We start from the raw sequence: 20,613 nt of genomic DNA, 5'->3' as shown, positions 1-20,613 counted from the left end.
ATGAACTTACATTAAATATTTTTAACATCAATAGTGAAGAAGATGTTTTAAAAATTATTTGTTAATGAAAATAGGTTATAACGAATTAAATCGCTATAACCTATTTTTTTATGCTTCTTCTATTTCTGGTTTAATCATTTTCATTTGTTTCATGATTTTACGAATATGATATAAGCTTTCAGCAATATTTAAACCATGATCACCAATTCTTTCAAAATCAGTTAAGATTTTTGTGTAAATAATACTGTTTTCAGTTGAACATTTCTTTTCTTTTAAACGAATAAGTTGATTAACTGCGAATTGATGTTGTGTCTTATCAATATTATCTTCCATGATATCTACTTTATCGACAATATTTTTAAATTCATCATAATCTAAAATAATTAATTCATCTAAAATATTATTACATAAACTTTCCATAATACTTATTTCTTTTAAAGCATCTTGAGAAAAATGGGTATCATCTTCTGCTAATCTTTGAGCTCTGTTAGCAATATTGATTGCATGATCACCAATTCTTTCTAAATCAGAAGATAGTTTTAAAAATAATATAATTGTTTGAGAACCTTCTGTAGGGAACTCGTTTGAAATAGCTGCAGTTGTAAAATCAATAATTTGTTGATTTAAATAATTAATATAGTTTTCATCTTTTAGAAGACGTTCGTATTTTTCTTGATCAAAATGATTTAAAAGTTCAAATGCTCTTTTAACATTATGATTCGCTACATTTAACATATGTTGAGTTTCATTAAATAATTGAGTATTAGCGATAGCACTTGTTCCAATATGAAAATCATTTTCAAAAATACTGAAATCTAAATATTTAAGAGACATATGTTCGCTTTCTTCTTTATCTTCAGGTAAAATCTTAGTTGCTAGATCAACCAATTTAGTCCCAATTGGAAGTAATAATAAAGTTGTTGTGATATTAAATATTGTATGTACATTAGCTATTTGAGCAGCTACATTATTTGGTGTAATACTTTCAATTAAATGAGCAAATGGGAATAATAAACTAATCGTTACAAAAATAACAGTTCCGATAATATTGAAAGATAAATGAATAATTGTTGTTCTTTTAGCATTCTTACTTGTTCCAATAGAAGCAAGAACAGAAGTAATACAAGTTCCAATATTTTGACCAAATAATACATAAATAGATGATGATAAAGTCATAACACCACTTTTAGCTAAAGCTTGTAAAATACCGACAGATGCTGATGAACTTTGAATAAGTGCAGTAAATAAAGCCCCTACGATAATACCAATAAGTGGATTTTGGAACTTAGAAATCAATCCTACAAATTCAGGCATTGTTCTAAGTGGCACCATAGCCTTTGACATTGTTTCCATTCCAATAAATAAAATCCCTAAACCACCAATAACCGTACCAATAGCATCTAATTTCTTGCTTTTAAAGAAAACAATCATGGCAACTCCAATAAAAGCAAATAATGGAGCAAGTGCAGTAATATTGATAGCAATCAATTGACCTGTAATTGTTGTTCCAATATTGGCTCCCATAATTACCCAAACAGCACTTGTTAAAGACATCAATCCAGAGTTAACAAATCCAACGACCATGACAGTTGTCGCTGAAGAAGATTGAATAACAGCTGTAACTAAAGCTCCAACTAAAACTCCTAAAATACGATTAGAAGTTAATTTTTCTAAAATAGATTTCATTTTATTTCCGGCAGCAAGCTCTAATCCATTGGACATCATATTCATTCCATAAAGGAAAAGCGCTAAACCACCTAACATTGAAAAAATATTCGATAGTTCCATATATATATTCCTCACAATCCGTAAGTAGATTAACACTTTCTTAATGTGAAGTAAATAAACTTAACATTAACTTAACAAAAAAGCTCCTAAGAGCTTTTTACCATATTCCAAGAAGATGTTGCATGAATAAACTCATACAAGCAATGCATATCCAACAAATAAAACCTAAAATAATTGGTTTACCACCATTTTTAATCAATTTAATAACATTTGTATTTAAACCAATAGCCACCATTGCTAGAACAATAAAGAATTTACTTAATTCTTTAAAGGGTGTAAAGAAATCAGCAGAGACTCCCATTTTAATAGCAACTGTTGTAATAATAGAAGCTAACACAAAATAAATGATAAAAAATGGAAAAACTTTCTTTAAATTAATTTTTTGACCATCTTTATTCTTTCTTAACTTAAAAAAAGATAAAACCAAAGTAATCGGAATGATTGCAAGTGTTCTTGTAAGTTTAACAGTTACGGCTTTATCTAAAGTAGCACTTTGTAGATGGTACATTGAATCCCACGTAGAAGCTGCTGCTGTTACAGAAGATGTATCATTAATAGCAGTACCAGCAAAGATTCCAAAAGCTTCACCGCTTTTTGTAGAAAAACCTAACAGTGTTCCAAGTGTAGGAAATAATAAAGCAGCAATCATATTAAATAAAAAGATAACAGAAATACTTTGAGCTACTTCTTCATCACTGGCTTCAATAACAGGTGCTGTAGCCGCAATGGCTGAACCACCACAAATAGAAGAACCAACACCAATTAGAGTAGAAATCTTACTTGGAATATGCATGATTTTATGTAACAGGTAAGCGACAATTAAAGATGTAGAAATAGTAGCTAGAATGATTGGTAAAGATTGTTTTCCTGTTTGTAACACGACCGATAAATTCATTCCAAATCCTAACAAGATAACCGCATACTGTAAGATTTTTTTGGATGTAAAAGTGATGCCTGATTGTAATTCATTTTTATCTTTAATAAATAAAGTAATGATCATTCCAAGAATAATTCCAAAGACAGGACCACCTACAATAGGAAACTTCTTTCCTAAAAACCAACAAGGAATGGCAATAATCAAACATAATAACATTCCTTTATAATTCTTTTTAAAATTCATAAACTCTCTCCCTTTTAAACAAAAGTAGTTTAGCATAAAAAATAGTAAATAACTAGAAACTCATAAATTAATTATTAAGAAAAATTAAGAATAATTTTTTCTCATAAGTTTGTACTTTAAAACACATTCATGTATCATAGATATGATGAGGGATGAATATGTTTAGTAAAATGGTTATTTTAATACCAGTTTATAATCCTAGGGAGAGGATTATAAACTATGTTAAAAAGTTAAAAGAAAAAAATTATGATGTTATTGTAATTAATGATGGCTCTGATGAAAATTATCATGCTGTTTTTGAAAGGATGGTCTATGATTGTAAAATCATTAATTATCCACATTTTAAAGGAAAAGGCTATGCTTTAAAAAAAGGATATCAGTATGTTAAAGAACACTTAAAGGATAAAAAAGGAATTCTTATTTTAGAAAATGAATATGATTTAAAATTAGTTGATCAAATGAGTCAATCAATTAATGAGGATGCATCTAAATTCTATTTTGTGCATCATCAAGGGAAAAAGATTTTATCTCAATTATTTTCACTTATTTATAATCAAAAATTTATCAATGTCGACAGTGAATTGTTTGGCTTTTCAATATCTTATTTAGATGAAATGCTAGAAGTTGATGAAAACTGTTATGAAGTACAAGCTTTAATAGATCAAGTACAAAATCAACATGATATAGAAGAAATCAAGGTTAAAAAATTATCACAAGAAGCTTTTCATCCAAAAAATAAAACTTCTCAAATTATTTATGTTATCTTCTTACATCTTATTCGCTTTGTATCTTCCTCTATTATTAGTTCTATAATAGATGTTTTATTAGCGTGGATTTTATTAGATGTTTTAAAAATATGGATGACAAGTGATTTTTGGCGTATTGCTCTAGCAAGTCTTATCGCTAGAGTTATTTCTACAATTGTTAATTATGTAGTTAATAAAAAATATGTTTTTAAAGGAAAAACAAACAATAGACAGACAGCTATTCGTTTTTTGATTCTAACAGTTATTATTACAATTTTATCTACTTTATTTGTTTATGTGGCATCGATTTTTAATATCATGTCAGAAAAACTTGCGAAACCAGTAGGGGATTTACTGTTATTTTTACTTAGTTATAGTGCACAAACAAAGTGGGTATTTCATAAAGAATAATAAGATAAATCAATGATTTATCCTATTTAAAAAAATATTTTAAATAAAAAATGTTGATAAAATCAAAGAAAATTAAAAAAATAAATAAATTTGAACTTCAAAGTATTTACTTTTTATGTTCTTCGTGTATAATACAAACCGTATTCAAGGAGGAAAGTAAAATGGATTTTGAAAAAGTAAAAGAGATCATTGTTGATTCATTAAGTTGTGATGAAAGTCAAGTTACAATGGAAGCAAATTTAAAAGATGATTTAGAAGCTGATTCTTTAGATGCTGTTGAATTAATTATGCAAATTGAAGAAGAATTTGAAGTAGAAATTCCAGATGAAGTTGCTTCTAACATGAAAACTGTTAAAGATATCGTAGATTATATTGAAGCAAACAAATAGTAAAGAGGTGTCGCTGAGGCGACTATATATTTTATAATAAGCTTTGAATTTCAAAGCTTATTATTTTACTATATGCTTTGAACTTCAAACAAAGGAGAATGCTATGAAATTAGATTTCATTAAACAAATTATGAGTGAGTTTGATCAATCAAATGTCACTAAAATGAAAGTAGAAATAGATGATTTAAAAATAGAATTAGAAAAAGAAAGTGAAAAAGTTGAATATGTAAAACCATTAGAAAAAGAAAATAAAATGGTTGCAGAAGTTAATACCAAAGAGTCTACAGGTACACCTGTAAAATCACCAATTGTAGGTGTTTTCTATGGTGCAAGTTCACCTGAAAGTGATCCGTATGTTACTGTTGGAAAGACAGTTAAAAAAGGAGATATTATTTGTATTATTGAAGCAATGAAGGTGATGAATGAAATTAAGGCACCATGTGATGGAACGGTTACATCAATTCTTGTAGAAAATGAAGCGCTTGTAGAATATGATCAAGTTTTAATGGTTATTGAAGAAAATGTTTAAAAAGATATTGATTGCTAATCGCGGTGAAATAGCCGTTAGAATTATTCGTTGTTGTAAAGAAATGGGAATTGAAGCCGTTGCTGTTTATTCTTCAGCAGATGCCACTTCTTTACATGTTCAATTAGCAGATGAAGCTTACTGTATTGGACCTGCTAAAAGTAGTGAGAGTTATTTAAATATGGAAAATATTTTATCAGTAGCTACTTTATCAGGGTGTGATGCAATTCATCCTGGATTTGGTTATTTATCTGAAAATTCGACGTTTGCCAGACTTGTTGAAAAATGTGGTATGACTTTTATTGGTCCAAGTGGTGATGTGATTGATCAAATGGGGAATAAAAGCGTTGCTCGACAAATGATGATTGAAGCAGGAGTTCCAGTTGTTCCTGGAAGTGATGGCAGTGTTGAATCTGTCAGTCAAGGAAAAGAAATTGCTAGAAAGATTGGTTATCCGGTTTTAATTAAAGCTTCTGCCGGTGGTGGTGGAAGAGGTATGAGAAAATGTTTTAAGGAAGAAGATTTTGAAAATGCTTATTTAACAGCTAAAGCGGAGGCAAAGGCTTGTTTTGGTGATGATGATATGTATATGGAAAAATTGATTTTAAATCCTAAACATATTGAATTTCAAATTTTAGCTGATCATTTTGGTAATGTTATTCATTTAGGAGAAAGAGATTGTTCAATTCAAAGAAGAAACCAAAAGATGATGGAAGAATCTCCAAGTAAAGCTTTAAGTCAAGAGCTTCGAGAAAAGATGGGAAATGATGCTATCAAAGCAGCTAAAAAAGTAGGATATGTTAATGCAGGAACGATTGAATTTGTTTTAGCACCGGATGGAAAATATTATTTTATTGAGATGAATACGCGTATTCAAGTTGAACATCCAGTAACAGAGATGGTAACGGGGGTTGATTTGGTTCGTGAACAAATTAGAATCGCTGCACATTTAAAATTGAATTATAAACAAAGTGATATTGAATTAAAGGGACATGCCCTTGAATGTCGTATCAATGCTGAAAATCCTCAAGAAGGTTTTAGACCTTCACCAGGGATTGTTAGTAGTTTACATATTCCAGGAGGTTTTGGGGTACGTATTGATACAACTTTATATCAAGGTTATCAAGTGTCTTCTCATTATGATTCAATGATTGCTAAGGTAATCGTTCATGGAAGAAATCGTATTGAAACAATTCGTAAAATGCGTAGGGTCTTAAGTGAATTAGTGATTGATGGTATTGATACGAATCAAGAATTACAGTATTTGATTTTACATGAAAGTGATTATGTCAAAGGACATTTTGATACAAGTTTTATTGAAAAACATTTAGATGAGTTGGTGAATGAAAGATGATGGAACAGTTATTTAAGGAAAGAAAAGAAAAACTTCATTTATTTAAGTCATTAAGAAAAAAAAGAGAAAATGAAAGAAAAGAAGTTCCTGAAGGACTTTATACAAAATGTCCAAAGTGTAAAGAATTGATTCTTACAAGTAAACTTAAAAAAAATATGTCAGTTTGTCCTCACTGTGGAAATCATTTAAAGATCACTGCTTATGAAAGATTAGAAATGATTTATGATCAAGGAAAATATAAAGAACTCTATAAAAGTACACAAAGAGTAAATCCTTTAGAATTTCCTGGATACGATGAAAAATTAGAAATTCTACAACAAAAAACAGGTTTAAATGAAGCTGTTGTTGTAGCAAGTGGAAAAATAAATGGGACAAAGGTGATTACTTGTGTGATGGATTCACGTTTTTTAATGGGTAGTATGTCTTCTATTGTAGGTGATAAAATCACGAAAGCTATTGAACATGCAACCAAAAGAAAGTATCCACTCATTATTTTTACAGCTTCAGGAGGCGCTAGAATGCAAGAAGGAATTTATTCCTTAATGCAAATGACAAAAACCTCCGCAGCTCTTGCTAGACATCATCAAGCAGGTTTACTTTATATTTCCTATATTACCCATCCAACAACAGGAGGAGTAACAGCTTCATTTGCAAGCTTAGGAGATATTATTATTGGTGAACCTCAAGCATTGATTGGATTTGCAGGAAGACGTGTCATTGAAAGTACGCTTAAACAAAAATTACCGGAAAACTTTCAAACAACAGAATTTATGGAAGAACAAGGATTTGTTGATTTAATTGTGAAACGTCAAGAAATGCGTTCAACACTTATTAGAATTTTAAAAATGCATGGTAAGGGGGCATAAAGATGTCTTTAAGTCAAGTAGAAAAAGAAATTGAAAAGTTACAAAAAGAACTTCTTGATTGCAATCAAGAAAGAAAAAAAGAAATCGAAAGTCAAATCAAAAAACAAGAAGAATATTATCAACATCTTTCACCTTATGATCATGTTTATCTTGCTAGAAAAAGTACACGACCAAATATTAAAGATTATATCAATCATCTCTTTGATGATTTTATTGAATTACATGGAGATCGTTTAGCAAAAGATGATGGTTCAATTGTTGGAGGTATTGGTTTATTTAATCAACAACCTGTAACAATTATTGGTCATTTAAAAGGAAAAACTTTAGAAGATAATTTAAAATGTAATTTTGGAATGTCTTCACCAGAAGGCTATCGAAAGGTAATGCGCTTAATGAAACAGGCAGAAAAATTTAAACGTCCTATTATTGCTTTTGTCGATACTCCAGGAGCTTATCCAGGAATGGAAGCAGAAATGCATGGAATTGGAGAAGCAATTGCTCGAAATCTTTTAGAAATGTCTCTTTTAAAAGTTCCTATTATTACTATTGTTATTGGTGAGGGAGGTTCTGGAGGAGCTTTGGCTTTAAGTGTGAGTGATCGCTTAGTCATGTTAGAAAATAGTGTTTATTCGATTTTATCTCCTGAAGGATTTGCTTCTATTTTATGGAAAGATCAAGAAGGAAAGCGTGTTGCAGAGGCTGCAAGCTTAATGAAATTAACAGCTAAGGATCTTTATGAGCGTCATATTATTGATCATATCATAGATGAAGATTTAAAAGGGGCTACTGTTGAAAGTTATGAAGTTTATCGACAAATAAAAGAATATTTAAATACAAATCTTAAAGAATTACAAAAGTTATCAACATCTCAATTGATTAATAAACGTTATGAAAAATATAGAAAGATAGGACAAGTATTTTAAAGGAGAAAAAGATGAATGGAATTGAAATTGTTTCTACAGGTTATGCCAAAATTGAAAAGACTTTAGATAATCAACAACTTGAACAAATGGTAGAAACATCTAATGAATGGATCGTTTCACGAACGGGTATTTTAAAAAGACATCTTTCAGATAAATCAAGTGCCTTTCTAGCTATTGAAGCTGCTAAAAAAGCAACTCAAAATCAAGATTTAAGTCAACTTGCTTTAATTATTGTAGCTACGATGACACCAGAAAATAATACGCCAAGTAATGCCTGTCTTGTACAAAAAGCTTTAGGTTTAAATCATCAATCAATGATGTGTTTTGATATTAATGTTGCTTGTAGTGGTTATGTTTATGCTTTAAAAGTTGCTCAAAGCTTGTTAGAAGAAAATCAATATGGACTTGTTATTGGAAGTGAACAATTAAGCTCTATTGTAGATTATCAAGATCGTAATACGTGTATTTTATTTGGAGATGGTGCAGCCGCTACGCTGATTAAAAAAAGTCAAAAGCTTTTTTATAGTTATTTAGATAGTGATGGAAATGAAGAAGTACTATTTTCTAAAAGAAATGATTATTTAAAAATGAAAGGTCAAGATGTTTTTAAATTTGCTATTAAAGCAATTCCTTTAAGTATTGATCATGTCTTAAACCAAGCAAAAATGACATTAAATGATATTGATTACGTGATTTGTCATCAAGCAAATGAAAGAATTATTAAACATGTTTATAAAAAATATCAATGTTCAAGTGAAAAGTTTTATATGAACTTACAAGAATATGGAAACACCTCAGCAGCGAGTATTCCATTAGCTTTAGCGAAGATGAATGAACAAGGGTTACTTCAAAAAGGAATGAAAATCATTCTCGTTGGCTTTGGTGGAGGACTTACTTGGGGTGCAATTTTAATGGAATGGTAAGGAGAACAAAATGAAATTAAATGAGTTATTAAATATTAAATATCCTATTATTCAAGGAGGAATGGCCAATATTGCTACCGGTGCCTTTGCTGCGAGTGTTTCTAATGCAGGAGGTTTGGGTTTGATTGGAGCAGGAGGAATGAATGCTAAAATGTTAAAAGCAGAAATTCAAGCATGTAAAAAATTAACAAATCAACCTTTTGGTGTCAATATTATGTTACTCAATCCAGATGCCAAAGAAATGGCACAAATCGTTATTGATGAACATGTCCCAGTTGTGACAACTGGTGCTGGAAATCCAGGTGTATATATAAAAATGTGGAAAGAAGCAGGAATTAAAGTTTTACCTGTTGTTCCTAGTGTGGCTCTTGCTAAAAGATTAGAACGTGCAGGTGTGGATGGTTTAATTGTTGAAGGTTGTGAAGCAGGAGGACATATTGGTGAGGCAACGACTATGGCGCTTGTTCCTCAAGTTGTAAGTAATGTTTCTATTCCTGTTATTGCTGCAGGAGGGATTGCCAGTGGCAAGCAAATGTTAGCGGCTTATGCCTTAGGTGCTTGTGGTGTACAAATTGGAACAGTTTTACTCGCAAGTAAAGAATGTCCAATCCATGAAAATTATAAACAAGCAATTTTAAAGGCAAAAGATACTTCGACAACTGTTACAGGAAGAATTAATGGAACACCAGTAAGAATCTTAAAAAATAAAATGGCAAAAGCTTATATTCAAAAAGAAAAAGCAGGAGCAGATATGATGGAACTTGAAAAATATACTTTAGGTTCATTAAAAAAAGCTGTTTTTGAGGGAAATGTTGATGAAGGTTCTTTGATGGCAGGACAAGTTGCAGGAATGATTCATGAAATTAAACCCGTTAAACAAATTTTAGAAGAAATGATGAGTGAGTTACAAGAAACTTATTCAAATTTGGAGATTTAAAATGTTAGAAATCAATCAAAAAAGCTTAACTGTTCCTTTAATTCAAGGAGGAATGGGAGTTGGTGTTTCTCTAGGAAGTTTGGCAGGGCATGTTGCTAAGTGTGGAGCGATGGGGGTTATTTCTACAGCGCATCCAGGTTACAAGGAAGATGATTTTGAAAGTAATCATCGTCAAGCAAATATTCGTGCTTTAAAAAAAGAAATTTTAAAAGCACAAAAGCTTTCTCAAGGAAAAGGTTTAGTAGCTATCAATGCGATGGTTGCTTTAAAAGATTATGATGAATTGATCAATGCAGCATTAGAGAGTAAAGTTGATGCTATTATTTCAGGAGCTGGACTTCCTTTACGTTTACCAGAATTGGTAAAAGATCATGATGTTTTAATTGCTCCAATTGTTTCAAGTGGTAAAGCCTGTAAGGTAATCATAAAACATTGGCTCAAAAAATATCAACGTACACCAGATTTTATTGTTATTGAAGGAAGCCAAGCAGGTGGACATTTAGGGTTTAAAAAAGAAGATTTAGAAAATCAAACATGCCAAAGTTTAGAAGAAATTTTTAAAGATGTTGAAGAAATTGTAGAAAATAATAAATTGAACATTCCTATTTTTGTAGCAGGAGGAATCAGTCAAAGAAGTGATGTTAAGCATTTCTTTGATCTAGGTGTCGATGGTATTCAAGTAGCAACACGCTTTATTACAACTTATGAATGTGATGCTTCTATCAAATATAAAGAAGCCTTCTTAAAAGCTAGAAAGGAAGATATTGGTTTTGTTTCTTCTCCTGTTGGAATGCCAGGAAGAGCAATGCAAAATAGTTTTGTTAAAAAAACCAAGAAAGAAAAAATACCTGTTAAAAAATGTTATCAATGTTTAATTCCTTGTGATGTTAAAAATACACCTTATTGTATTTCAAGAGCTTTAATAGAAGCAGTTAAAGGAAATTTAGAGGATGGTCTTATTTTTACAGGAGCTCATGGTTATAGGCAAGATCATTTGATGCATGTTGATGAAGTGATTCATGAATTAATGGAGGATGACAAATGAAATTAGGAATTATTTATGCTGGTCAAGGAAGTCAAGTTGTGGGGATGGGAAAATCATTTTATCCTCGTGAAATCTTTGATCAAAATGAAGATTTAAAGGAATTATGTTTTAATGGACCACTTGAAAAACTATCTTATACACCATATACCCAACCATGTATGGTGATGGTTGCAACAATCATTACAGATTTATTAAAAGAACATGGAATTGTGCCTGATTATACAGCAGGTCTTTCTTTAGGGGAATATTCAGCATTATATTGTGCAGGTGTTTTTAAAAGACAACAAGTGATTGATCTTGCGCGTTTTAGAGGAAAAGTCATGCAAGAAGCAGTATCAGAAATTGAAAGTGAAATGATTGCCGTTTTAGGAATGAAGGAAGAACTTTTACAAGATTTGTGTCATCAAGCAAGTTCGTTAGGGGTTGTTTCTATTTCTAATTATAATTGTCCTGGTCAACTTGTTGTTGCTGGTGAAAAGAAGGCTGTGGAAAAAGTTAAAGAATTAGCTTTAGAAAATAAAGCGAGAAGAGTGATTGCTTTAAATACGAGTGGACCTTTTCATACGTCTTTATTAAAAGAAGCGTCACTTGCTTTAAAAGAAAGATTTAAAAAAGAAACTTTTCATGAAATGAAAATACCTGTTATTTTTAATACTTTAGGTCATGAAATCGAATATCAATCAATACCAGAAATTTTAGAAAAGCAAGTGATGTCACCTGTTTACTTTGAAAAAAGTATTCGCTATATGATAGATCAAGGTGTTGATACGATCATTGAAGTAGGACCAGGAAAGGTATTAAGTGGTTTTGTTAGAAAAATAGATCGAAGTATTCAGCTTTATCAAATAGAAGATATGGAATCATTGAAAAAAACAGTGAAAGCTTTGAAGGGAGAATAAAATGAGATTAGAAAATAAAATTGCTCTTGTTACAGGTGGAGGACAAGGTATTGGTAAAGAAATTGCTAAAACATTAGCTTTAAATGGTGCTTTTGTTTTAATTAATTATATAGATTTAGGGAATAATCAAGAAATTGCTCAAATGACAAAAAATGAAATTGAAAGTCTTGGAGGAAAATGTGAAATCTTACCTGCAAATGTAGCAAGTTATGATGAAACATTAGAGATGTTTAAAACAATTAAAAATGAATATGGAAGATTGGATATTTTAATTAATAATGCAGGAATTACAAAAGATGGCTTAATGTTACGCATGAAAGAAAATGATTTTGATGCAGTTATTGATGTCAATTTAAAAGGAACATGGAATTGTATGAAACATGCGACAAAATTAATGATGAAACAAAAATATGGACGTATTGTTTCCATGTCATCTGTTGTAGGCGTTATGGGAAATGCTGGACAAGTCAATTATGCTGCTAGTAAATCAGGAATTATTGGAATGACAATGTCTCTTGCTAGAGAGGTTGGAAGTCGTGGTATTACTGTTAATGCAGTAGCACCAGGTTTTATTCAAACAGCAATGACAGATGTTTTAAGTGATGATATTAAAGAACAAATGAAAAGTCAAATTCCTTTAGGAGAATTTGGAAGTGTTCAAGATATTGCAAATGCAGTTGTTTTTCTAGCAAGTGATGAAGCAAAGTACATTACTGGACAAACATTGCATGTTGATGGCGGCATGGCTATGTAAAGGAGAAGCATATGAAAAGAAGAGTTGTCGTAACAGGAATAGGTGCTTTAACACCTATTGGAAATAATGTAAATGATACATGGAAGGGTATTTTAAATCATCAATGTGGGATTGATTTGATTCAATCATTTGATACTTCAAATATGAAGGTAAAAGTAGCAGGTGAATTAAAGAACTTTGAAGCTACTGAATATTTAGATAAAAAAGATGTTCGTAAAATGGATAAATTTATTCAATATGGACTGATTGCAGCTAAAGAAGCTATCAAAGATTCTAAATTAGAGATAGATTCTATAAATCATGATCGTTTTGGGGTAGTAGTATCAAGTGGTATTGGAGGATTAGGATCTATTGAAGAAAATCATCAACGTGGTTTAAAGAAAGGATTTGATCGTGTTTCTCCATACTTTATTCCTATGACCATTGTTAATTTAGCAGCTGGTCAAATTGCCATTGCCTTTAAAGCACAAGGACTTGCTACATGTCCTGTAACAGCTTGTGCGGGAGGAACAAATGCTATTGGTGATGCCTTTAGAAATATTCGTGATGGTTATTTAGATGTAACCATTGCTGGAGGTTGCGAAGCAAGCATTACACCTCTTGGTATTGGTGGTTTTACATCAATGAAAGCTTTAAGTGAATCACATGATCCCAAACGTGCCTCCATTCCTTTTGATAAAGAAAGAAATGGTTTTGTCATGGGCGAAGGAGCAGGAATGCTTGTTTTAGAAGAACTTGAACATGCTAAAGCAAGAGGGGCACATATTTATTGTGAAATGGTAGGTTATGGTGTTAGTTGTGATGCTTATCATATGACAGCTCCAGCTCCTGAAGGTATTGGAGGTGCTAAAGCCATGATCAATGCACTTCAAGATGCTTCTCTTGAAGCTAATCAAATTGATTATATTAATGCTCATGGAACATCAACACCGATGAATGATAAGTTAGAAACAGCTGCAATCAAAAAAGCTTTTAAAAATCATGCTCATAAAGTAGCTGTATCTTCAACAAAAGGAAATACAGGTCATTGTTTAGGAGCTGCTGGTGGAATTGAAGGTGTTTTATGTGTTAAAGCATTAGAAGATAACTTTATTCCAGCAACTATTAATTATCAAAATTTTGATGAAGAATGCGATTTAGATATTGTCGCAAATCATGGAAGAAAACAAGTATTAAATTATGTAATGTCAAATTCATTAGGTTTTGGAGGGCATAATGCCTCAATTATTTTTAAGAAATATGGAGAAGAGTAATGGAACTTAATAGTAATCAAATACAAGAAATCAATCCTCATCGTTATCCTTTTGCTTTAGTAGATCGAATTACAGATTATAAACCAGGTGAGTATGCTAAAGGAATCAAATGTGTCAGTGTTAATGAAATGCATTTTTGTGGACATTTTCCAAGTCATCATGTCATGCCAGGAGTTTTGATTGTTGAAGCTTTGGCACAAGTAGGATGTATTGCTATTTTATCAAAAGAAGAAAATAAAGGAAAAATTGCTTTCTTTGGTGGTATTAAAAATTGTCGTTTTAAAGGACAAGTAACACCAGGGGATGTTTTAGAAATGGAATGTGTTCTTACTAAACAAAAAGGACCTGTAGGAATTGGTGAAGCTATTGCAAAAGTAAATGGTAAAGTTGTTTGCAAAGCTGAACTTACATTTGCAATTCAATAATCTTGAATTGCAATTTTTTTTATTTTATCATGATAAAGAGGTGAAACTATGAAACTGATAGAGCTAGAAGAAGTTGATTCAACAAATGATTATTTAAAAAGAGAATATCAAAATTTACCTATGCAAACATGTGTCACTGCCAAATATCAAACAAAAGGTAGAGGTAGAAATGGTCATGTTTGGGAAAGTCATGCAAATGAGAATTTGATTATGAGTTTTTTATTTAAAGATTTTCATAAAATAGAAGATGCTTGGAAAATGACACAATTAGCTTCGTGTAGTGTGGTTGGTTTACTTGATCGTTATCGTATTAAAGCAACTATTAAATGGCCTAATGACATTTATGTCGATGGAAAAAAGATTTGTGGTATTTTAGTAGAAACGATTTTAGATCCTGATTTAAAAGGAGTCATTGTAGGAATAGGATTGAATGTTAATAATGAAGATTTTCAATCAATGAAACAAATTACTCATAAAGAGTATAAAATATCTAAACTTGCTATTGGACTGAAAACATTTATGTTGATTTATTATAATTTATATCAAACAAATCAGTTTCATAAGGTTTTAGAATACGCTAATAGTATTTCTTATTTAAAAGATCAATGGGTAGAATATGGTGATTATGGAGAAGTTTGTTTTCAAAAGCTATTAGATGATGGTTCTGTTTTATTTGTTGATCGACAAGGAAAAACATATAAACAGGTAATTAATGAAATATCTTTACATAATAAATAAAAGTGCAGGCTTAAGCTTGCACTTTTACATGAAGATATCTCTCATTGATGATTTCTTCTTCATATTTATAATCAATGATTTGTTGGGCTCCTTCACTGGAATCCTTAACAATCTTAGAATGTAAACATTCTAAGATTAGTGCTGTCTGAAAGATTTGTTTAGGAAAGATACATAAATCAAATCTTCCATGCACCGCTTCTCGATTTGATTTGATTTGATCTTTTTACCACTAAAGAGTCCTAATAGAAAACCATGATAAAAAGATTCTTCATTATCAAAGTAACTAATACTTCTAGATAAGATATCTCCTAGTATTTCATTTGCATGATCAACGTCTCCTTTAACAAGACTTTGATAAAGATTTTCTTTTCTTACAAAAGTATAGTCTTCAAAATAAGACAAGAATGTTTGTTTATAGATTTCATAGACTTCTTTATTGGGAATAATCAGTTTATACTTATTTTCTCCTAAATCTTCTTTTATCTTTAAATATCCTGTAAGTAAAAGAAAACTATAGATATTATTAATATTATCCATTTCTCGATAAGTAAGTTCAGGTTTGATATATTTCGTTAAAGACTTTCCTTGAATGAGTTGTTCAAATCCTTCATGAAGTTCATCACTGCCATTTTGAATATAGTTGACAACAAGATCATTTCCACTGGTATTTGCCCAGAAGGAAATAGGTTTGTTATCTGAGCTATTTAATTTACAATCAACATACATAAGTGTACTCCAAGGATTATAGATTTCTATGTTTCCAAATAAATAACCATCATACCATTCTTTAACTTCATCTACATAATCTGTTAGATTATAATCTTTTAATAATTGTAAGATTTCTTTTTTTGTAAAGCCAAAATACTCATTACCCTATCTTTTTAAATAATAATTTATTTAGAAGAGATGAGATAAAGTTTGTTGAAAGAAACAATGATAATATAAGTGAACTTTATTCTCTTTCAGATTTTAAAACAGCTGGTAAGATGGGGGTTAGAAAATCAGATGATTATATGAAAAACTATTTTGTTTCACAATATGGAGCCATTAAAGATGTTGATTTTTCTCCTTTATTTCAAAAACTGATTTTAGGAGAAAAAAATCAAGATGGAAAGAAAAATAATCTGGAATTTTAAATTTTTATAAATTTTGTTGATTTTTTATAAAAATGAGCATAATATATAAGTGTACTTAATGAGTGCACAAGTTGTTAACTAAGCTTTAGTAGTAACCTCCCGTTATAAGGGTTTAGGTGAGACTAGAGCTTTTATTTTATAAAAAGGAGAAAATTATGTCAAAAGGTAAATAATTTGTAAAAGATATAATAGTAACAGCAATATTGGTAGATGGAGGATTTTATAGACGTAGAGCTTATGCTCGGTTAGGAGATAAATCTCCAAAAGAAAGAGCTGATGAATTAGAATCATATTGTAAAAGACATTTAAATGAAAAAATATATGGAATTCAGACATCTCATAGATTATATAGAATTTTTTATTATGATTGTTTACCAGTTTCCAAAAATATATATAATCCTTTAACAAAAAAAACAAGTTGATTTATCTAAAACGGATACATATAAATGGGCAACAGAATTTTTTGATTTTCTAAAAGAAAAAAGAAAATTTGCATTGAGATATGGGCAATTGGCGGAAGGACAAGCTCATTATTCATTAACAGAAAAAACATTTAAAAAATTATGTAATGGTACTATTAAATTTGAAGATTTAGAAGAAAAAGATTGTATTCTTCAAATTGAACAAAAGGGAGTAGATATGAGGATTGGGTTAGATATTGCTTCATTAGCATATAAAAAGCAAGTAGATCAAATTGTTTTAATATCAGGAGACAGTGATTTCGTTTCTGCAGCTAAGCTTGCAAGAAGAGAAGGTATAGATTTTATTTTAGATCCACTTGGAGCACCTGTAAAACCTGATTTATTTGAGCATATCGATGGGTTAAGAACATGCGATTCAAATTTTAAAATTTCAGATAAAAAATAGCAAAAAAAATTACATTTACAAGTTGTTATATTTTATAATTAGGTTTAATAAAAGATATTACATTTAAAAAGAGAACGGTTCGCAATTAACGATTGTTCTCTTTTTGTTAACTTTTTTTAATTGTTATAGTGTTGTTGATTTTCAAAAATATTTCTTACAAAATACACTAAATAATTTGATTAATTATTATTTTTTATTTGATATAGTGTAGTTCTTGTAATTTTTGATAGATTTGGTTTGCAAGTAATTGATTGAATGTATCATTACCTGCGAATTTGTCTTCTTTTAGAAGACTTGATGGGATATAGCTATTTGTAAGATCTTTTTGATCTTGTTCAGTAGCTGTAATATTTGCATCTTTTAAGCCATTTGTAAGAAGATAAGTTCTAAAGTCTAAGAAATGATCTTTATGTTCTTCTTTTAAGATGTTATTATCGTCTCTTACAAGGTTGTTTTGTCTTTTTGATGTCATTGATACAACAATATATTTTTGTGTTTTAATTTGGTTTAAAATAGCTCTTTGATAAGTGATTGTACGATAAACATCTTGGTTGTTTTGTTTATCATAGTTTCCAGAAAAGATAATAACGATATCATTTTCATTAAATTCAGGAAGTGTTGCTTCGATTTGTGCAGGAGCTGTTAGGGTAACAGCTTTTCCAGATTTGTCTCTTGTAAATGTATGAATATTACGAGATGAATCGTAAGCTAAAGTTCCTTTAATACCTTGAATGGTAACTTCATCGAAGTTTGATCCACTATTTTTTAAAGCTTCTACTTGTTCACCTTTTTCATTATAGAAAGTAAGGTCTACAGCTTCTTTATCACCAGGGATGGTGATATTATTAGCGAAAATCTTTGTTCTTCCTACACGAATAGATAAATCAAAAGTTGTATCTTGGTTTCCACCGAATTTAATAATTTCACTATTTGTAAGTGATTCTAAATTAAGTGGGTAACTAGCAAATTCACTTCCCAAGGTAAAGCTATCACCAATACAATAAATACGTTGACTATTTTTTTCTTTTTTTGTTTTTGTTTTTGTTGTTTCTTCTTTTGTTGTAGTTGTTGTTTTTTCTTCTGATTGGTATTTTTTAGCGTTTTGACTTGTTGAAAAACGGTCATAACCAATTAAACCAACAATCATAGCAAGTAAAACAACAACAGTAATAGAAAAAGTAACTTTTTTCATATTAGTAATAGTAGTAATGACTACCAGATATAGATTTTGCTTTTGTTAAAACACTTCCTAAAACGTTTACATTATTTCTTTGAAGTAGTTTTACACAATTTGCAGCATCTTTTTTATTAGTATCTTGTGAAGAAATAGCAAAAATAGTCCCGTCAACGGCATTTCCTACAGGAATGGCATCAGATATCATTCCAATAGGAGCACAGTCAATAATAATGAAATCAAAGGATTTCTTTAATTCATTAATATAATCTTTAAATACATGTGATCCTAATAATTCAGAAGGATTAGGAATATGAATCCCACTTGTTAAAACAGCCATAGTACCTGCAAAAGAAGGATCTTTTACACTTTGGAAGTATTCAACATTTAATTTTTTAGTTTGACGATATTCAAGTAAAGCATCTGTTAAACCATGTTTGTTTGATAATCCCATATATTTATGTAAAGTATTTTTTCTTAAATCACAATCAATTAATAAAACTCTATTATATTTTGTTGCAAAAATATAAGCAAGGTTAATAGATAGTGTTGTTTTTGCTTCATTAGCTTGTGATGAAGTAATACAAATTGATTTAATGTCTTTGTCTACTGTAGAAAATTCAATATTTGTACGAATATGACGAAAGATTTCAGTATAATCAAATTGGCTATGTTTTTTATTTTTATCTAAAATATTTAATGTTTTTCTTTTACTCGTTTTTTTTGCCATAATTATCTCCTTTTAAATATTTTTTTAAAGAAGGATGTTTTTCCTTCAATAAGATCAACTTCTTCATTGTTGATGATATGTAGAGGATTTTCATACATTAATGTATGAATATCTTCATAACTATATTTCTTTACAAGTAAATCAAAGACTTCTTGTAAACAAGGAGAACGATGTCCGTCACAACGATGAGTATCCGTTGCAATTACATGAAGTAATCCTTGATTTAATAATTGATAAGCAAACTTTTGAGCATGTTTACCATGATATCCCAAAAAGCTTGTTGCATTAACTTGAATAAGATAACCATTATCTATAAAATCTTGAATTCTTTCGATATCTAAAGAATCTTTAAAGTATCTTTCAACATGAGCAATAACGGGAGTATATCCTTTATATTGAATTTCATAAAGACGATCTTCTACTTCATTTTCATTTCCTAATTCTTTTCTAACATCAAATTCTACAAGTAAATAATGGGTATTTTCAATAGGTATAAAGATGTTTTGTTCAAGTGCTTCTAGATAATCATGATTTAAGAAGAGTTCACAGCCTTCTAAAACTTCAATATTATAAACTCTAGCAAGCTCTTTTAAATCATGAATTCTATCTTTAATAATTTCTAAATCTTTTAAAGTATGTTTTCCAGAAACAACATGAGGTGTTGCGACAATCGTAGAAATACGATTATTTTTAGCTTTTTCTAAAGCCTTTTTAGCATCTTCAAGTGATGGCATTCCATCATCTATATCCCATGCATAATGACCATGTATATCAATAAAAGCCATAACTAATCCTCAAAATAAGGAATAACGCCAAGATTTGGAATTTCTAAATATTTTTCAACGTCTTCTTTAGTATGTAAACGATTATCTAACATAAATCTAATAAAGATAATACCAATACTTAAAATAGCACCTACTAAACCACCAATAACTATATTTTTAGGAACACTTGGTGAAACAGGTGATGTTTGAAGTCTTGCATCATCAACTGTTGTAATATTGTTGATATTTAAAGTTTCTTTTACTTCATTTGTGAAGACATTAACCGTTGTATCAACAATTTTTTTACTGAGTTGTGGATCAGTTGTTGTTGCTGAAATAGAAATAATTTGGGTATCTGTTTCATTTGAAATAGATAAAGCAGAAGAAACAACATTTGTATCAACGTTTAATTCTTTAGCAACTTTACTTTGAATATTGTTTCCTCCAAGTAAAGCTACATAGTTTTTAGTCATCGAATTATTTGAGTTAATTTGTGAGTAATCAACAACACCCTCGTTAACTTCTGGTTTTGGGAAGATTCTAGCTGTAGAAGCATATTGTTTTTTAACAAAGAAAATAGTAAAAGCTCCCACTAAAATCGCACAAATTAGTGTTGAAATAATAATGATATGTAAATGTTCTTTTAATACTTGAAACAATTCAGCTAAATTAATTTCAATCTCTTCATTTTGGATTTCTTGATTATCCATTACTTAATCTCCTTTAATACATATTTTTATAAACAATTATAGATACTACGTCGAGGCTCATTATCTAACAAAAGCCTTTAAAAATCAACAGAATTAGATTTTTTTATAGAAGTCTTATTATATATGGAAAGGAAA

At 29.9% G+C, this 20,613-nt stretch carries 23 protein-coding genes and 1 pseudogene; 16 read left to right on the top strand and 8 right to left on the bottom strand.

The features are described from left to right. Positions 1-108: 108 nt before the first annotated feature. Both HUU89_RS09555 and HUU89_RS09550 read right to left on the bottom strand, forming a co-directional pair. Positions 109-1,788, bottom strand: coding sequence for a Na/Pi cotransporter family protein (locus tag HUU89_RS09555; protein WP_032091728.1), 1,680 nt, complete (start codon positions 1,786-1,788; stop codon positions 109-111). A 97-nt stretch (positions 1,789-1,885) separates the two neighbouring features. Further along, positions 1,886-2,908 carry a YeiH family protein gene (locus HUU89_RS09550; protein WP_119362880.1) on the bottom strand — a complete coding sequence of 341 codons (1,023 nt, stop codon included), beginning with the start codon at positions 2,906-2,908 and terminating at the stop codon, positions 1,886-1,888. A 158-nt stretch (positions 2,909-3,066) separates the two neighbouring features. On the opposite strand from HUU89_RS09550, the gene HUU89_RS09545 reads away from it, so the two are divergent. From HUU89_RS09545 to HUU89_RS09480, 14 genes are all read left to right on the top strand, one after another. Continuing rightward, on the top strand, positions 3,067-4,065 hold the full coding sequence (locus HUU89_RS09545) for a GtrA family protein (RefSeq protein ID WP_175301615.1): 999 nt from the start codon (positions 3,067-3,069) through the stop codon (positions 4,063-4,065). A 161-nt stretch (positions 4,066-4,226) separates the two neighbouring features. Further along, positions 4,227-4,454 carry an acyl carrier protein gene (gene acpP / locus HUU89_RS09540; protein WP_022000698.1) on the top strand — a complete coding sequence of 76 codons (228 nt, stop codon included), beginning with the start codon at positions 4,227-4,229 and terminating at the stop codon, positions 4,452-4,454. A gap of 103 nt (positions 4,455-4,557) precedes the next feature. Continuing rightward, positions 4,558-4,983, top strand: coding sequence for an acetyl-CoA carboxylase biotin carboxyl carrier protein (locus HUU89_RS09535; protein ID WP_175301614.1), 426 nt, complete (start codon positions 4,558-4,560; stop codon positions 4,981-4,983). After that, positions 4,976-6,334: an acetyl-CoA carboxylase biotin carboxylase subunit gene (locus HUU89_RS09530; RefSeq protein WP_175301613.1), complete on the top strand. Its 1,359-nt coding sequence runs from the start codon at positions 4,976-4,978 to the stop codon at positions 6,332-6,334. Before HUU89_RS09535 ends, HUU89_RS09530 begins: the two co-directional genes overlap by 8 nt. Then, positions 6,334-7,200 (top strand): acetyl-CoA carboxylase, carboxyltransferase subunit beta, encoded by an 867-nt coding sequence (gene accD, locus HUU89_RS09525; RefSeq protein WP_032091814.1) that lies wholly within the window; start codon positions 6,334-6,336, stop codon positions 7,198-7,200. Before HUU89_RS09530 ends, accD begins: the two co-directional genes overlap by 1 nt. Positions 7,201-7,202: 2 nt before the next feature. After that, the gene (locus HUU89_RS09520) at positions 7,203-8,123 is read left to right on the top strand and encodes an acetyl-CoA carboxylase carboxyltransferase subunit alpha (protein ID WP_175301612.1); all 921 of its coding nucleotides are present in this window, start codon (positions 7,203-7,205) and stop codon (positions 8,121-8,123) included. A gap of 11 nt (positions 8,124-8,134) precedes the next feature. After that, positions 8,135-9,046, top strand: coding sequence for a beta-ketoacyl-ACP synthase III (locus HUU89_RS09515; RefSeq protein ID WP_117851100.1), 912 nt, complete (start codon positions 8,135-8,137; stop codon positions 9,044-9,046). Between the two features lie 10 nt (positions 9,047-9,056). Beyond that, a complete protein-coding gene (locus HUU89_RS09510; protein ID WP_032091722.1) occupies positions 9,057-9,983 on the top strand; it encodes a DUF561 domain-containing protein in 927 nt (308 codons plus the stop codon). 1 nt (position 9,984) lies between these two features. After that, positions 9,985-11,028 carry an NAD(P)H-dependent flavin oxidoreductase gene (locus HUU89_RS09505; protein ID WP_147579709.1) on the top strand — a complete coding sequence of 348 codons (1,044 nt, stop codon included), beginning with the start codon at positions 9,985-9,987 and terminating at the stop codon, positions 11,026-11,028. Next, the gene (gene fabD / locus HUU89_RS09500) at positions 11,025-11,927 is read left to right on the top strand and encodes an ACP S-malonyltransferase (protein WP_032091720.1); all 903 of its coding nucleotides are present in this window, start codon (positions 11,025-11,027) and stop codon (positions 11,925-11,927) included. Before HUU89_RS09505 ends, fabD begins: the two co-directional genes overlap by 4 nt. Before the next feature lies 1 nt (position 11,928). Beyond that, entirely contained in the window at positions 11,929-12,681 is a 753-nt protein-coding gene (fabG, locus tag HUU89_RS09495; protein WP_175301611.1) for a 3-oxoacyl-[acyl-carrier-protein] reductase, read from the top strand. An 11-nt stretch (positions 12,682-12,692) separates the two neighbouring features. After that, positions 12,693-13,934, top strand: coding sequence for a beta-ketoacyl-ACP synthase II (gene fabF / locus HUU89_RS09490; RefSeq protein ID WP_022000688.1), 1,242 nt, complete (start codon positions 12,693-12,695; stop codon positions 13,932-13,934). Then, the gene (fabZ, locus tag HUU89_RS09485; protein WP_022000687.1) at positions 13,934-14,359 is read left to right on the top strand and encodes a 3-hydroxyacyl-ACP dehydratase FabZ; all 426 of its coding nucleotides are present in this window, start codon (positions 13,934-13,936) and stop codon (positions 14,357-14,359) included. Before fabF ends, fabZ begins: the two co-directional genes overlap by 1 nt. A 48-nt stretch (positions 14,360-14,407) precedes the next feature. Beyond that, the gene (locus HUU89_RS09480; RefSeq protein ID WP_117827107.1) at positions 14,408-15,097 is read left to right on the top strand and encodes a biotin--[acetyl-CoA-carboxylase] ligase; all 690 of its coding nucleotides are present in this window, start codon (positions 14,408-14,410) and stop codon (positions 15,095-15,097) included. Positions 15,098-15,232: 135 nt separating this feature from the next. Here the strand turns inward: HUU89_RS09480 and HUU89_RS09475 are convergent, their stop codons facing one another. Next, positions 15,233-15,823, bottom strand: coding sequence for a hypothetical protein (locus HUU89_RS09475; RefSeq protein ID WP_254697751.1), 591 nt, complete (start codon positions 15,821-15,823; stop codon positions 15,233-15,235). A 48-nt stretch (positions 15,824-15,871) separates the two neighbouring features. Next, a pseudogene (locus HUU89_RS15325) lies at positions 15,872-15,937 on the bottom strand (hypothetical protein); the annotation flags it as partial. A 146-nt stretch (positions 15,938-16,083) separates the two neighbouring features. Between HUU89_RS15325 and HUU89_RS14750 the strand changes: the two are divergent. Then, entirely contained in the window at positions 16,084-16,233 is a 150-nt protein-coding gene (locus HUU89_RS14750; protein WP_217498466.1) for a hypothetical protein, read from the top strand. A 495-nt stretch (positions 16,234-16,728) separates the two neighbouring features. Then, on the top strand, positions 16,729-17,100 hold the full coding sequence (locus HUU89_RS14745) for an NYN domain-containing protein (protein ID WP_199588523.1): 372 nt from the start codon (positions 16,729-16,731) through the stop codon (positions 17,098-17,100). Positions 17,101-17,293: 193 nt separating this feature from the next. Here HUU89_RS14745 and HUU89_RS09460 read toward each other — a convergent pair whose 3' ends face one another. From HUU89_RS09460 to HUU89_RS09445, 4 genes are read right to left on the bottom strand one after another with little or no spacing between them, the layout of a single operon-like run. Next, the gene (locus HUU89_RS09460) at positions 17,294-18,292 is read right to left on the bottom strand and encodes a hypothetical protein (protein ID WP_175301610.1); all 999 of its coding nucleotides are present in this window, start codon (positions 18,290-18,292) and stop codon (positions 17,294-17,296) included. A 1-nt stretch (position 18,293) separates the two neighbouring features. Beyond that, positions 18,294-19,004 (bottom strand): CpsD/CapB family tyrosine-protein kinase, encoded by a 711-nt coding sequence (locus tag HUU89_RS09455; protein ID WP_147579705.1) that lies wholly within the window; start codon positions 19,002-19,004, stop codon positions 18,294-18,296. A 2-nt stretch (positions 19,005-19,006) separates the two neighbouring features. Next, positions 19,007-19,789, bottom strand: a complete 783-nt coding sequence (locus HUU89_RS09450) for a tyrosine-protein phosphatase (protein WP_175301609.1) — start codon at positions 19,787-19,789, stop codon at positions 19,007-19,009. 2 nt (positions 19,790-19,791) lie between these two features. Beyond that, positions 19,792-20,478: a YveK family protein gene (locus HUU89_RS09445; RefSeq protein ID WP_175301608.1), complete on the bottom strand. Its 687-nt coding sequence runs from the start codon at positions 20,476-20,478 to the stop codon at positions 19,792-19,794. Positions 20,479-20,613: the final 135 nt, after the last annotated feature.

This window comes from Faecalibacillus sp. H12 (genome assembly GCF_013361255.1).
Taxonomy (GTDB): Bacteria; Bacillota_I; Bacilli_A; order Erysipelotrichales; family Coprobacillaceae; genus Faecalibacillus; species Faecalibacillus intestinalis.
The sequence above is the reverse complement of the archived record's forward strand: the minus strand, read 5'-3'. Positions and strand labels throughout refer to the sequence as shown.

Bases quoted from the DNA above. Each gene is read 5' to 3' on its own strand.
- HUU89_RS09555 (WP_032091728.1), bottom strand. From the start codon at position 1,788: ATGGAACTATCGAATATTTTTTCAATGTTAGGTGGTTTAGCGCTTTTC.
- HUU89_RS09550 (WP_119362880.1), bottom strand. From the start codon at position 2,908: ATGAATTTTAAAAAGAATTATAAAGGAATGTTATTATGTTTGATTATT.
- HUU89_RS09545 (WP_175301615.1), top strand. From the start codon at position 3,067: ATGTTTAGTAAAATGGTTATTTTAATACCAGTTTATAATCCTAGGGAG.
- acpP (WP_022000698.1), top strand. From the start codon at position 4,227: ATGGATTTTGAAAAAGTAAAAGAGATCATTGTTGATTCATTAAGTTGT.
- HUU89_RS09535 (WP_175301614.1), top strand. From the start codon at position 4,558: ATGAAATTAGATTTCATTAAACAAATTATGAGTGAGTTTGATCAATCA.
- HUU89_RS09530 (WP_175301613.1), top strand. From the start codon at position 4,976: ATGTTTAAAAAGATATTGATTGCTAATCGCGGTGAAATAGCCGTTAGA.
- accD (WP_032091814.1), top strand. From the start codon at position 6,334: ATGGAACAGTTATTTAAGGAAAGAAAAGAAAAACTTCATTTATTTAAG.
- HUU89_RS09520 (WP_175301612.1), top strand. From the start codon at position 7,203: ATGTCTTTAAGTCAAGTAGAAAAAGAAATTGAAAAGTTACAAAAAGAA.
- HUU89_RS09515 (WP_117851100.1), top strand. From the start codon at position 8,135: ATGAATGGAATTGAAATTGTTTCTACAGGTTATGCCAAAATTGAAAAG.
- HUU89_RS09510 (WP_032091722.1), top strand. From the start codon at position 9,057: ATGAAATTAAATGAGTTATTAAATATTAAATATCCTATTATTCAAGGA.
- HUU89_RS09505 (WP_147579709.1), top strand. From the start codon at position 9,985: ATGTTAGAAATCAATCAAAAAAGCTTAACTGTTCCTTTAATTCAAGGA.
- fabD (WP_032091720.1), top strand. From the start codon at position 11,025: ATGAAATTAGGAATTATTTATGCTGGTCAAGGAAGTCAAGTTGTGGGG.
- fabG (WP_175301611.1), top strand. From the start codon at position 11,929: ATGAGATTAGAAAATAAAATTGCTCTTGTTACAGGTGGAGGACAAGGT.
- fabF (WP_022000688.1), top strand. From the start codon at position 12,693: ATGAAAAGAAGAGTTGTCGTAACAGGAATAGGTGCTTTAACACCTATT.
- fabZ (WP_022000687.1), top strand. From the start codon at position 13,934: ATGGAACTTAATAGTAATCAAATACAAGAAATCAATCCTCATCGTTAT.
- HUU89_RS09480 (WP_117827107.1), top strand. From the start codon at position 14,408: ATGAAACTGATAGAGCTAGAAGAAGTTGATTCAACAAATGATTATTTA.
- HUU89_RS09475 (WP_254697751.1), bottom strand. From the start codon at position 15,823: ATGTATGTTGATTGTAAATTAAATAGCTCAGATAACAAACCTATTTCC.
- HUU89_RS14750 (WP_217498466.1), top strand. From the start codon at position 16,084: ATGGGGGTTAGAAAATCAGATGATTATATGAAAAACTATTTTGTTTCA.
- HUU89_RS09460 (WP_175301610.1), bottom strand. From the start codon at position 18,292: ATGAAAAAAGTTACTTTTTCTATTACTGTTGTTGTTTTACTTGCTATG.
- HUU89_RS09455 (WP_147579705.1), bottom strand. From the start codon at position 19,004: ATGGCAAAAAAAACGAGTAAAAGAAAAACATTAAATATTTTAGATAAA.
- HUU89_RS09450 (WP_175301609.1), bottom strand. From the start codon at position 19,789: ATGGCTTTTATTGATATACATGGTCATTATGCATGGGATATAGATGAT.
- HUU89_RS09445 (WP_175301608.1), bottom strand. From the start codon at position 20,478: ATGGATAATCAAGAAATCCAAAATGAAGAGATTGAAATTAATTTAGCT.